Below are 12,720 nucleotides of genomic sequence, written 5' to 3' on the forward strand. Positions count from 1 at the left end.
CCGCGGCGAGGAACACCGTCAACACGCTCATGTCAGAACTGACCGGCGTCGGGGAGGACGAGGGCGTGTGCCATCGCAGTCGGCGCCGCGGCGTGCACCGGAGCCTGGTTCGGCTGCTCCGGTCGCTCCGCGCGGGCCTTGCACTCGTCGATCAGGGCGATCAATTCTCCTGTCGCCCAATACACGTCCGGTGCGATGTCGCGGAAGATCGGCGTCTGCGACGCGTGCTCGCGCAACCCGACCACCGACAGCGCGCCGCCACCGGGCGCCCCGTCCTGACCGGGTTCCATGTAGTGCTCGCCGACGAGGTCACGGATCTTCGTCAGCCATGCGGCGGCGTTGGCGGCGCGCTCGGCGATGGAGACGTCCGGTCCGGTGTTCTCCACCTGCGACTGCCATCCCGTGACCGGCACACCCGTGCGCAGCCACGCGGTGAGCCGTGCCTTCGCCGACACCTCGTGGATGCCGCTGACCGGGTCTTCCGCGGACGAGTCGTAGACGGCCCTCAACGCCCGGTAGGGCAGCATCGAATGCATGACCGGCGGCTCGTGCGACAGCGCCATCGCCAGCAACACCGATTCGAGCACTGCCGGCAGCCAGTCGTTGCTGACCGTGAACCGCGACGGCGGGGTGAGCAGCGGGTTCGGGAAATCCACCCAGTCGCCGATGCCGGCGTCCCAGACCCGGACCGGTTCGTCGTACGGGGCCGCGGGCAACCGCACCTGACCGATCGCCAAGCCGAGGAACCATCCGGCGGTCAGCGCGCGACGTTCGTCGCGGTGCATCGGCAACGACGCAGCGAGCGGACGCGACCGGCGCCACCTCCAGAACGACTCCTGCTGCGCCGGGGTCGAATCCGTCCACTGCTTGGCGGCGGGCCCGAGCACGGAGTCGTACGCCAGCGGGGAGTAGTTGGGGTACGAGCCGAAGATGTCGATGCGGGTGAGCCGGTCCTCGTCGGACAGCAGCCGCGCGAACTCCCCCTCCGTCTCGTGATCGATCATCGGGTCCTTCTGCAGCACCTGCGACAGCGTTTCTGCCACCGGCAGGTTGAGGAACGGCACCGACGTGAACTTGTAGCGGTACTCCACCTGCTGTCCCGGGTGCAGCGCCTCGAGCGCCTGCTGGTTGACGCTGGCCAGCGGCCGGGCGAGCGAGAGCGCCTCGGTGAACTTGCGCTGCAGCCGTTCCCGCCGCTCCTCGATCGCATACGCGGGCACCGTGTGATCCTCGATGTACTCGCGGAGCGACACCCGGCAGAACCGGTCGAACGATTCGCCGGTGCGTCCGACGAACTTCCGTGCCCGATCGAGCAACTCGACGGGACGGACGTGCACGTCGTAGCGCGCCGACGACGGCACCAGCGCCTCACGGGTGTTCGGGTCGATCGGGAACGCCCGCGACCGCCAGGCCGCCGTGCGCTCGACGAGGGAGTGATCCTCCCCCGGCGCCCGGGTGCCGTCGACCGTGGTCCACAGTCCCGTCACCACGCTCGCCACCGCCTGTTCGACCGCCGCCGCGAACGGCGGCGTCCCGGTCTCGGAGGCCGTAACGGCGAGCGGCAGGTCTCCCCGGTACTGATCCATGAAGTCCACCGACGGGGTGAGCATCACCTCGTTGTTGGCTTCCGCGAACCGCTTCGGCACCCGATCGGCCTTGTCGGCGGGCCAGGCGCCGTACTGATCCGTCGCCAGCCGGGCGAGCCCGACGTCGCTGGCCGGCTTGTTGCGCGCGCGGCGCAGCGCGGTCTGCTCCTCGTTCAACGCGTCGAGCAGCGGCTGCAGGACCTCCGGCACCAGCGCCGCGACCACCTCGGCGACCTTGCCGGACAGCGATGCATACAGCTGGCGGTAGACGTTGTCGCGGCAGTCGGCAACGATCCGATCGAGGATCTCCGCGTCACTCTCGATGCTGCCCTTGAGGTTGGTGAGCACCTGCGACGCGTCGGCGGTCTGCGCCGTGATGTCCTCCGGTCCGCGCCGGGACAGATCCTCGGCGCCGGTCCGCACCGAGTCCTTGCAGTACGTGAGCAGACGACTGACCAGCGCGGTGGCGTACGGGAGACCCAGCTGGGCGATCGACCGGCCGACCGTCTCCTCGATACGGTCCACCAGACCCTTGTGCCACACATACGCGTGCGCGACCGCGTGCTGCTCGGCCGAACTCGTCAGCGCCTGACGACGGCGTCCCAGCGCCTGCCGGATCTCCGGGACCCACTGTCCCGCCACCAGGCCGGAACCCGACGGGAGATGCCCGCGCAGTTCGAGTTCCACCGTCTGGCCGGCCATCCGGGTGGCATCGGTGGACGGCAGCACCACGGACGTGAGCCAGGCGCCCACCCCCATCTGCGCGCCCCGCGCGTCGGCGTGCGCGACTGGGAGTCCCATCGCTGCGAGCAGGCTGTTCCACTGACCGTCGAGGATCGAGTTGACCTGGTCCTCGTCCGACACCGGACTACCCGGTGAACGGTGACCGTCGAGCAACCGATCGACGGCGCTGCGGGCCAGCCGCTGCGCGGAGTACTCGGCGTACCGGTCGCGGCCCATGCTCAGGCTGGAGAAACCGTAGGTGCCCCACGGCAGGTTGTCCCACTGACCGCCCCACCCGATGTTCTCCCGCTGGCCCGGCAGTCCCGCATCGTTGGTGAGGTCGTACTGCACGAACTGGCGGGTGGCCGCGCCGCTCATCATCATTCCGGCGAGACCGCGGGCCAGGCCGCGGTAGATCGCCTTCTGCGAGCCGTCTCCGAACGGTGCGCCCTCCACACCGACCTTGCGGCCCACCGGGAACACCCGCGCGAACGGAACCTTCTCGCCCGCCCCGTGCTGCTGCCCGAGCGCGCGCAGGATCTCCACGTCGTGCTCACGCGCCGAACCGAGCTGGCTGGCGACGATCTCACCGAGCATCGCCAGCGCGTTGGCCCGGACACCGGTGGTGGCACTCTTGCCGAGACCGTCGAAGATGTCCGGGGCCACCATGAACACGCCCATCAGCCGCGGGTCGAGCCCCGGGATGAGTGTGAGCAGGCGGCACACGTCGAGGGCCATGGACGCACCGGCGCCGCCAGCCATCGACGACACGACGAGCACGATCGGCGACTCACCCTGCTCGAAGGAACCGCCGCCGGGCACGGTGAGCGAAGACATCTGGCTGGCCGTCTCGACCGTCGACAGCTGATCCCACGCCCGCTGCAGGGTGTCGCGGATTCCGCCGGCCTTGCTCAGGGTGATCATGCGGCCGAGTGAGCGGTACTGGCCCGCACCGGATCCGATGGGCACCGTCACCGACGACGGGTCACGAGGCGCCCACGTGGCGATCTCGTCGAGGCTCTGCTTCGCGGTGAGCTGGTTGGTCAGCGCATTGTCCAGCACCGCGTACGAGTCACCCTGCGGGCCGCTACCGAAGTAGAACCCGCCCTGGTCGCGGACGTTGTCGAGGCCGTCCGGTCCCGCCTCGGGCGCCGTCGGCACGTCGATGCTGACGAACTGCCACCCGCCGGGGATCCGGTCGATGCCAGCCGCGGCGAGGTCCGAGCGGAGCTGATCCATCATGTACGCGAGGGTGACAGCGCCGGAACCACCGCAACCGACTACGAGAAACCGCCTCATTACGGTCCTTTCACAGAAGAGAGAGCTTGACGTCGAGGACGATCCGGGTCAGGAGCCGGGCGGCCGGAACGGATCGAAGGGATCACCGGCCGACGAGCGGGCCGGGGTCGCGTCCCAGGAGGGTGCGGCACCGAACGTCGGGGCGGACGGAGCACCGAAGGGGTCGGACGACGATGGCGCGCTCGGCGTCGCCGCGGTCGGAGTCGAGCCGGGATGATCGGCCCTCAGCTCGGCCACCCGGCCCGGCAGCTTGCGCACCAGATCGGCGACCAGACGGCGGTTGCTGTCGTCCGTCGCGTCACCGCCGACGAGAAGCAGCACGGTCGCCAGGTTCGCCGGACCATCCGGATCGTGCAGCACCACCCAGTTGTTGTGGATGGCCAGCGGAAGGCGCGCGCCGCCTGTGCGTCGGTCGACCCCAGGTTCGGCTCCGGTCGCCGCGACGAGGCCGGGTTGCTGCGCGACTACATACCCAGGGCCGAACGGCGACAGACCGATCCGCGTCCGCAATTCGACACCCTCGACGTCCAGGCTGCGCGCGGGTTTGTTGAGCCCCCGCACGAGCTGGCTCAGGTCGCTGTCCCGGATGGCGAAGTCGACGCCGTCCCGCAGCACCTGCCCACCCTCGACGGTGACGCCGACGCGCATGGCCTTGAGCGTCTTCGCCGGAATGCGCGCGGTCCACCACTTGATGCCGTAGAGGAGGAGCGGCGGCAGGGCGATGCTGAGCAGTAGCACCAGGGCGAAGACCAACCAGAATCGCTCACTGTTGAGCGGCTTCTGCAGTTCGGCGGTGAATGCGACGTTGATCGGCAGGGCGCGGTCGGGCTCACCGGGAGGCGACATCATCAGCGGAATCGACCCGTTGAGGGAGCCGTTGCCCGCTGCCGGAACAGCCAGGTCGACGGGAAGATTCGCCTGCTGCCCCTCACCGATCTGGAGGCATTCTGCGGCGGACGGCGCGGTGCCCGCGGAGACACCCACGTCACCGACTCCGTCGGGCACGGCGTCGAGCGCGACCGGTGCGGCCTGGTCGAACCACACGCAGCCGGGTCCGGTGATCGGGATACTCGCGGCGAACTGCCCGGCGCCCTCGACGGTGCCGAAGTCGACCGTCGACGGCACGACGGGGTAGCCGATCGGCGGCGAGACGGTGAGCGGGACGTCGACGAACTGCGGCGTCAACGCCGTGCCCGGGGCGATGACCTCACTGTCCGCGGATCGGGCGTCGGCCGTCGTCACATCGAGCGTGAGGCGCAGCGTCGCTGCTCCCGGCGGAACCTGGGTGAAATTGAGTTCGACGGGTTCGCCGATGCGCTCCTTGGCAATCCGATCGACCAACGGATGATCGACGTTCCCCGCATCCGTCAGCGATACCGACAGGGCGGCGCTGCCCAACAGGTCCTCCGGGTCGATCTCGTTCCGGTCGGAGTCGACGATCCCCAGGCGGATGGCGGACGTCTTCTCGCCGCTGTGCACGGCCGTCGTATCCATGCCGAGCCAGGCGGGAAACAGGTTGCCCGAGATGTGGATGTTCGTCTTGGAGCGGGCCAGCGGGCTGGAGCCGTCGGGGTCGACGAACACGAGCGCCCACATGCCCTGCCACTGCGCAGGGTCGTTCGACTTGGTCATCGTGAAGCTGACCGAGCGCGGCGACATCCACCGGTACGCCACCTCGGCGCCATCCAGTGCCGCGGTCGTGGGTGCGCCGGAACGGTCGAGCGCGAGTTGCGCCCCGCTCGGAGCGACCAGCGTCGGGATCAGACCCTCCGCGTCGGCCGAGCCGAGCACGGTGACCGAGCTGATCGAGTCGTCGAGCACGAAGCGGTGCTGCGCCTCCTCGCACACACTCACGACGCACACGCCCGTCTCGCCCTCGATCGGCGCCTGACCGGGTGTGCTGAACGCATCGAATGCGAACAGGAGGTCGTCGATGTTCTGCGCGAGGTAGAAGTCGCCGGGTGAGGGTGACGTGGTCTTTCCGCACGCCCCGTCGCCGCCGGTCGCGATCGATCGCATCAGGTCGAAGTCGCTGGGCTGCGCGGTCCCCGCGGCGAGGCCCACCGCGAATGTGACGATCCCCGATGAGCGCAGCTGATCGGCAATGCCGGCGGGACGGCAGATCGATTCCCGGGCGGCCGCAACCACCTGCTGGACGCCCTGATCGCTCCGCAGGGAAATGCCCTGCGCGTAGGGCTTCTCGGCGTCGCGGACGGTGAAGTCGAGCTTCCCATCGGAGAACCACGCCACCGCCTGGCAGCGGTTGGCCTCCGACTGACTGTCATGTTCGGCCAGCGTGCGGCGGGCACCGTCCAGCGCGTTCCAGTAGTCGGTGTCGATGCCGTCGGTGCGCGTCCGGAACTTCTCGACCTCACCCTGCAGGGCGGGCAGCGAGCCGTTGTCGAGTCGGGTCCAGGGTGCGTGGACGGTGAAGTCGTCCGCGAATCCGGCGATCGCGACGTTGAGCTCCACACCGGCGGACCCGCCGAACGTGTTGAGCTGCTCGAGCAGGTAGTTGGCCGCGGACACGCGCGCGGCGTCGGGGTCGGAACCCTGGAGGCTGCCGGACTGATCGACCATCAGCATCAGATCGCCCTGCCGCTGCGCAGCGAGGCAGCCACCGAAATCGCCGACCGCCGCGGTCGTCGGGGCAGCCGACGCGGACGGGATCACCAACATCAGGGGCACGAGCATCATGGCCGCGAGGGCGGCTACCTTCTTCACAGTCGACCCGCCCATTCCGCAATGTGCCACGCGCTCGCCACGATTCCCGCTAACGCGAGCACGACGACCACCCAATAGCCCCGCTGGGCGACCTTCGACCGCGCGTAGACGGGCAACGCGCGCTGCGCAGTGTCGAGCACGGTGAACCGGGCAAGGAGCCCGAAAGCGCACCCGCCGGCCAGGACCCATGCGACGACGGCCAAGCCTGTGATCGAACCCAAGGTGACTGCGAGGACCAGTCCTGCCGCAGCCGCCAACGCGGCCAGTACGAGCCAGGGGATGGGAGGTTCACCCTGCGCGATCGCACCGCTCGGTCGCGCGCTCTGCGCTGCCGCGAAGGGCTCCGCCGCGGTCGTAGACGCGAACGCGGAGGGCTGAGATGCGAAGGGGTCGGCAGCCGCCGAACCGAACTGGTCTGCAGCCGGCCACGACGAACTCGTGTCGGTAGTCACGCGATCACGAGAGGTCTCGTAGTCACTGAAGTCGAAGGGGTTGGTCATCGAGGCACGGATTTCTCTTGCGGTAGGGCGCAGACGCACAGGGAATTAGGTGTGGTGATCGAACATTCCATCGCGACATTGCGACGAGCGTTACACGAGCGAATAAGCGGCACAGCAATTTACAGACAATGCGGCAGCGCGCGTCGCCCAACGGGCGGCATGTCGGCCCCACCCGAATCGGCGGCGTCGACCACGCGCACCCGTCCCCCTTATTTCCTTGAACGTCGAACTATGCCGCTGAAATTACACCGCCCCACCGACACGTTTACCGCCCGACGCGTCGTAGGGGCCGAGATTCATTCAGGCGAATGACAACACCACGCGCTCTTCTGCCAGCCACTCGCTCACAGCGAGTTAGTTGAAACTAATACCAGACAAACCTGACGTAACACATAACAGCTCCCAGCACGTGAGCAACTTAATAGACTGCGCCCCAACAAATCCGAGTCTGTACACCGTTCAACCGACACCGCGAGGGACGAATAGGGACTTTCGACCCTAGCGGTGTCGGCGTCAGTGAACTAGCAGGGGTTGGGCTCGCCGATCTTCACGACCGACAGCACCGCGTCGCCCTCGCCGACCAGTTCACCGGGCGACGGCTGCTGACCCACGACGACCCAGTTCGAGTCGAGCACCTGCATCCGTCCCGCACCCGTCGCATCGGCACTGCGCGAGAAGAACACCCCCGCCGCCTGGATCGTGTTCTGCGCCGTCTGCAGGTTCATACAGACCACGGCCGGCATCGGCACCAGCACGGGGGCACTCGACGTCGGCGCCACGGGCGCGGGCTGTGCGGGAGCCGCGGGTACAACCGCAGCAGGGGTGGTCACGGGCAGCGTCGTCGGCCGCGCGGTCGTCGTGGTGGTCGTGGTGGTCGTGGGGACGACTGTCGTGGTGGTCGCCGCAGCTGTCGACGAGGACTCACCCGAACCGCAGCCGACAAGGCCGGCGGCCGCGAGGACCACGCCCGCGCACCCGACGATCGAGGCGAACAGCGAGCGTCGGCGTCCCGTTGTCGAGTTGGCAATGGTGGACTGAACATCGATCGACACTGCAGTGCCCTTTCAGAAATGCGGGCGACCTGCCCGGAACTCTCGCCCGTGGGTGTTCGCAGGCGAAAAATGTGAACTACGACCGCACCGGTTGTAACCCATCCCCGACGGCGCGATGGTTGAAACTATTACCAGACGGCATGAACTCACGCATAATTCGGTTGGAGCCGGGGCCGCCGTACCGACGGAGCTCGGCGCCAATTCGATCCATTCGCACAAGTCAATACTCTGAACAGATGACAGCGTTCGTCGGATCCTGTATCCGTGAACAGGTAGTGTCCGACCCGCCTGGTATTTTCCGCTTTGCTCGACTACCGCTCAAACATAGCGAGCGTGTGGTTATGTAAATCCGAGAGCGACGACGGCCTCGCGCGTCAGTGGGACGTCTTACTGATGGCGAACCTGCCAATCGAGATCTATTCCAAAATCCGTCTTGCAACAATGCAATTCGGATAGCAACGAACGGCGAACACAATGACAGATGATGCTCACGTGACCCCCGCGGGTTGGTATCCCGACCCCTCGGGCGGTCAGCGCTACTGGGACGGCGCCAAATGGCTCGACCTGCCAGACCCTTCCCCCAAGCTTGAAGCGGCAGGAAAGACGAAACGCCTGCCCAAGAAGTGGGCGATCGGTGCTCTGGTGGCCCTGGTCCTCATCTGCGCGGGAGGCGCCACTTGGAAACTGATGCACGACGCGCGAGTCGCTGCGGCGGAAGACGCGGCAATCAAATTGGCCGCCCAGGAAGAAGCCGATCGCGTCGCTGCCGAGAACGCCCGCCGGGCAGAGGCACAAGCAGCACAGCAGAAGCGAGACAATGCTGAGCGGGCCTCCCGCGAAGCGGCGGTAACGGAGATTGAGACCAGCGTGAAGACGATGGCAGAAGGCCACGTGGCAAAGGGCCTCATCGACGGCTCCGTCATCTCGGTGTCATGTTCGCCGGTCAGTGGTGGCTCCACTGATGACCTGACAGAAACGACTACAGTCTTCGAGTGTTTCACCGCAACCAAGGACAACGGCGACGGCACTATGAGTGGCTTCAAGTACCACGCGACGATGAATTGGACCTCCGGCGAATTCACCTACGGAATGGGGGCACCCTAGCGGACCGGTGTCGCGTTCCGTGCCAGCATCGAACCTCACGATGTTCGACGATCAGATCCCCATCCGTTTGGCCAATTCCGCTCCCCCGACCTCCCGGATGAAGTCCGGGTCGCCGCACACCACGAGTTGATCCCGGGCACGCGACAGCCCGACGTACAGCCGCTCCCGCGAACGCTCCTGCACCACCTTCTCGTTGAGCGCCAGTACGACGGCCCGCCGTTCCAGACCCTTGAATCCCAGGACGTGCCCGTAGAAGACCTGCTCGGTGTCCCAGAAGCTGTCCCAATACGCGGCGTTGCCCTCCGCCTGCCGGCCGACCTGCTCGGGATGGCGGCTGCCCGTGGCGAGCAACGCCAGGTCCTCGGGACGCCACCCCTCGTCCATCAGTGAGTCGATCTGGTCGTCCGCCACCGTCAGGGCGTCCTCCGCCGGGCAGGGTACGAAGATCACCTCCGGGCCGTCGCCACCCATCAGGCGCATCCGCTGCCCCACCAGCGGAGTGAACGAGTCCGCGATCTGACGGGTGTTTCTCAGATTGTGATCGAGCACCAACGGGACCAATTGAATCGGCGGAACGCCCTGCCGGTCGAACACCCGCTGCCCCTCATCGCTGAACACATAGATGCCGCCGCTTTCTTCGTCACGCAGCGCTGCCAGCAACGGACCCCACCAGTCGTCGGCGAAGTCCTGCGCCTCGTCCACCACCACCGCGTCGAACCGTTCCCGCAGGGGCAGTTTCGACGCCAGCTCCGCCATGTGCCGCGGGAGGTCGTGTTCCCAGAACTGCACGGTGTCGGTGTTGCGGATGCTCTCGTCCGGCCCCTCGGGCGCTCCCCACAATTGACCGAGCGCGTGAAACTCGCCGACGTACGCCGGACGCTCCTTATACGACCAGGTGGCGGTCAATCGCTCGAGATACGACGCCAACCCGTGCGAGTAGCAGATGAGTGCCACCCGCTGCCCCTGCTTCGCCAGCCGCCGCGCCTTCTCGACCGCCAGGAACGTCTTGCCGCTCCCTGCGCCGCCCCGCACCTCGACCCGGTTCAACAGACGAATCGCGTCGAGAATCACGGACTGCTGGGCGGTCAGTGCATCGGCCGCGTCTTCATTCGCGATCGCCCTCGCGACCACGTCGCGTTGCGGCAGTCCCCGTCCGGAGAGAACCGTCGTGAGCTGATCGACCCCGTTCACGGGCAGCGCCGGGCGGTCCAGCTGTTGACCGGACAGCACCTTCTGCAGCAGCGGCACCACGTCATCGAGGTCACTGCGATCAATCACCTTCCAGCGCGGGCACTCCGGCAGGGCGAAGTCCTCGGTGATCTCCGTATTGGGGAAGACCACCACGTGATCCCACCGCAACCGACCGTGGCTCCACCGAGGGTCGGCCTCCACATAGCTCCGCAAGGCATACGACGCGTCACGTGCTTGCCGGACCGGGTTGATGACTGTCGCCCCTTTACGCTGCTGTTGGTACCAATCGGTGCCGTCGTGCCAGATCTGCCCGCCCTTCACCTCCAAGCAGACGATTCCGTATCCCGCGAGCGCCACGACGAAGTCGATCTCGTGGTCTTTGAGCCGGTCGGTGACTCGCTGGTTTGCCACGACCAGGTCACCATCACCGAGCTGACTCGACAGCGCATTCCACACCGATTCCTCGGAACCATTGACCAGACGCGGATTCTCGGGAATGCGGATCACCATGCGGATACTGTCGCATGGCGGCTTCGTTCGAGCGCGGAGATCACCGGACGACATCCACGGCGAGTAGTAGTTTGCGGTGTGGACACTTCGTGGCAGGACCCCAGCGCCGTCTCGTCGATGCTCGACGACTGGGAGACGTGGGCGATCGTCGGACTCTCCGGCAACCCCGACCGGACTGTGTTCCGCATTGCGGAGTTGCTGCAGCGACGGGGGAAACGAATCGTCCCCATCCATCCCACCGCACCGACCGTCCTCGGCGAGCAGGGGTACGCCGCGCTCGCGGATGTCCCGTTCGCCGTCGATGTCGTCGACGTCTTCCGCAAATCCGACGCTGCCGGGGAGTTCGCGGACCAGGCCGTCGAGGTGGGAGCGAAAGGCGTCTGGTTCCAGCTCGGCGTCATTGACGAGGCCGCTTTCCAGCGAACGACCGCGAAGGGCGTCGCCATGGTCATGGACACCTGCCCGGCAATCGAGTGGAGTGCACGGGAATCGGCGTGACGTAGTTGGGCCGGCGTGCGCCGCTCGCGACTACGGCTACCCTGGACCGAAATCGTGCAAATCGGACACCCGGTCCGATACGAGCCGCTCAGCCGATCGGAAGGTTCCCAACTGTGGCAATCGACTACACACGCCGCCCGTCCACGCCCGCCGCACCGCAAGGTGGAGTCAGTTTGAGCAAGGTGACCTTGTCGAAGGCCGCGCCGTCGGTCAACCTCACGAAGTCGGGTGAGCGGCAGGGTGCGATGCGCGTCAACCTCAACTGGTCGACGGGCGCGACGCCACAGCCCAAGAAGGCCGGCTTCTTCGCGAAACTCGCGGCGGCAGCGGGCGGCAACAACGGCATCGACCTGGACCTCGGCTGCTTGTACGAACTGGCCGACGGGTCGAAGGGTGTGGTCCAGGCACTCGGTAACACGTTCGGATCGCTGCAGGCCGCGCCGTTCATCAAGCTCGACGCCGACGACCGCACGGGCACCGTGACCGGCGGCGAGAACATGCACATCGGCCTCGACCGACCGGAGATGTTCAAGCGCATCCTCATCTTCGCGATGATCTACGACGGCGCACCCAACTGGGCGGCCGTGGACGGCGTCGTCACCCTCTACCCCACCAGCGGTCCCGAAGTGGAAGTTCGACTCGACTCGGCGAACAGCTCCGCTCGCATCTGTGCCATCGCGATGCTGCAGAACACCGGGCAGGGCATCACCGTGACCCGCGAAGTGAAGTACGTCGAGGGCAGCCAGGCCGATCTCGACAAGACCTACGACTGGGGCATGAAGTGGGCGGCCGGCCGCAAGTAGCGGCCTACCGGAGCGCCGGCCTTGTTGCCGATACGGCAAGAACTCTCGCCGAAAGCCGCGCTGCTGGTGCACAGTGTCGGCATGGAACATGTGGGAGAGGCCACCGGGTTCACGGCAGAATCAAGCGAGGCGGACGAGTGGGACGCGCGCTACAGCGAGCGGGATCGCGTGTGGAGCGGAGAACCCAACGGAGCACTCGTCGACGAGATGACCGGCGCACGGCCGGGGCGGGCGCTCGACGTCGGGTGCGGTGAAGGCGCCGACGCGCTCTGGCTCGCCGGCCGGGGATGGGCCGTGACCGCGCTGGACGTTTCCCGGGTCGCTCTCGACCGGGCCGCGGCCCACGCCGACGGGAACGGCTCGAACATCACGTGGATGTTGAGCGGACTGCTCGATGCCGATCTGCCCGCAGGCGGCTTCGACCTGGTCTCGGCTCAGTACCCCGCCCTGCGCAGTACCGCCGACCGCGTCGCCGAACGTGCACTGCTCGCCGCGGTCGCGCCGGGCGGCACCTTGCTCGTTGTGCACCACGACATGCGCGATGGCAGTGTGGCGCGCGAGCACGGCTTCGATCCCGATGATTGGGTCGCACCCCGTGATGTGGCAGCGCTCCTGGACGACGGCTGGCACATCGACGTGAACGAGGTGCGGGAGCGTTCGATCAGTGGCGGCGCGGGTGCGCACCACACCCACGACGTGGTCCTGCGCGCGCACAGGGTGTAATCCCCGA

At 67.2% G+C, this 12,720-nt stretch carries 9 protein-coding genes; 4 read left to right on the forward strand and 5 right to left on the reverse strand.

The window, feature by feature from the left end:
- Nucleotides 1-32: 32 nt before the first annotated feature.
- The 4 genes from ROP_RS06835 to ROP_RS44020 all read right to left on the reverse strand — a co-directional run bounded on the left by ROP_RS06835 (nt 33) and on the right by ROP_RS44020 (nt 7,884).
- Nucleotides 33-3,608 carry a tubulin-like doman-containing protein gene (locus ROP_RS06835; protein WP_012688599.1) on the reverse strand — a complete coding sequence of 1,192 codons (3,576 nt, stop codon included), beginning with the start codon at nt 3,606-3,608 and terminating at the stop codon, nt 33-35.
- A 48-nt stretch (nt 3,609-3,656) separates the two neighbouring features.
- The gene (locus ROP_RS06840; RefSeq protein WP_012688600.1) at nt 3,657-6,332 is read right to left on the reverse strand and encodes a vWA domain-containing protein; all 2,676 of its coding nucleotides are present in this window, start codon (nt 6,330-6,332) and stop codon (nt 3,657-3,659) included.
- Entirely contained in the window at nt 6,329-6,784 is a 456-nt protein-coding gene (locus tag ROP_RS06845; RefSeq protein WP_231868867.1) for a hypothetical protein, read from the reverse strand. The genes ROP_RS06840 and ROP_RS06845 overlap by 4 nt, the downstream gene beginning before the upstream one ends.
- 569 nt (nt 6,785-7,353) lie before the next feature.
- Nucleotides 7,354-7,884: a hypothetical protein gene (locus ROP_RS44020; protein WP_331457968.1), complete on the reverse strand. Its 531-nt coding sequence runs from the start codon at nt 7,882-7,884 to the stop codon at nt 7,354-7,356.
- A 492-nt stretch (nt 7,885-8,376) separates the two neighbouring features.
- Here ROP_RS44020 and ROP_RS06860 point away from each other — a divergent pair, with 492 nt between their 5' ends.
- Nucleotides 8,377-8,988 carry a DUF2510 domain-containing protein gene (locus ROP_RS06860; RefSeq protein WP_231868868.1) on the forward strand — a complete coding sequence of 204 codons (612 nt, stop codon included), beginning with the start codon at nt 8,377-8,379 and terminating at the stop codon, nt 8,986-8,988.
- A 51-nt stretch (nt 8,989-9,039) separates the two neighbouring features.
- Here the strand turns inward: ROP_RS06860 and ROP_RS06865 are convergent, their stop codons facing one another.
- Nucleotides 9,040-10,689 (reverse strand): NERD domain-containing protein, encoded by a 1,650-nt coding sequence (locus ROP_RS06865; RefSeq protein ID WP_012688605.1) that lies wholly within the window; start codon nt 10,687-10,689, stop codon nt 9,040-9,042.
- 78 nt (nt 10,690-10,767) lie between these two features.
- Between ROP_RS06865 and ROP_RS06870 the strand changes: the two genes are divergently transcribed.
- The 3 genes from ROP_RS06870 to ROP_RS06880 all read left to right on the forward strand — a co-directional run bounded on the left by ROP_RS06870 (nt 10,768) and on the right by ROP_RS06880 (nt 12,713).
- Nucleotides 10,768-11,187, forward strand: a complete 420-nt coding sequence (locus tag ROP_RS06870; protein WP_012688606.1) for a CoA-binding protein — start codon at nt 10,768-10,770, stop codon at nt 11,185-11,187.
- A gap of 113 nt (nt 11,188-11,300) precedes the next feature.
- Nucleotides 11,301-11,990, forward strand: a complete 690-nt coding sequence (locus ROP_RS06875) for a TerD family protein (protein WP_012688607.1) — start codon at nt 11,301-11,303, stop codon at nt 11,988-11,990.
- Nucleotides 11,991-12,071: 81 nt separating this feature from the next.
- Nucleotides 12,072-12,713: a class I SAM-dependent methyltransferase gene (locus tag ROP_RS06880; protein ID WP_050785184.1), complete on the forward strand. Its 642-nt coding sequence runs from the start codon at nt 12,072-12,074 to the stop codon at nt 12,711-12,713.
- The last annotated feature ends 7 nt before the right edge of the window (nt 12,714-12,720 follow it).

This window comes from Rhodococcus opacus B4 (assembly GCF_000010805.1).
GTDB classification, from domain to species: Bacteria; Actinomycetota; Actinomycetes; order Mycobacteriales; family Mycobacteriaceae; genus Rhodococcus_F; species Rhodococcus_F opacus_C.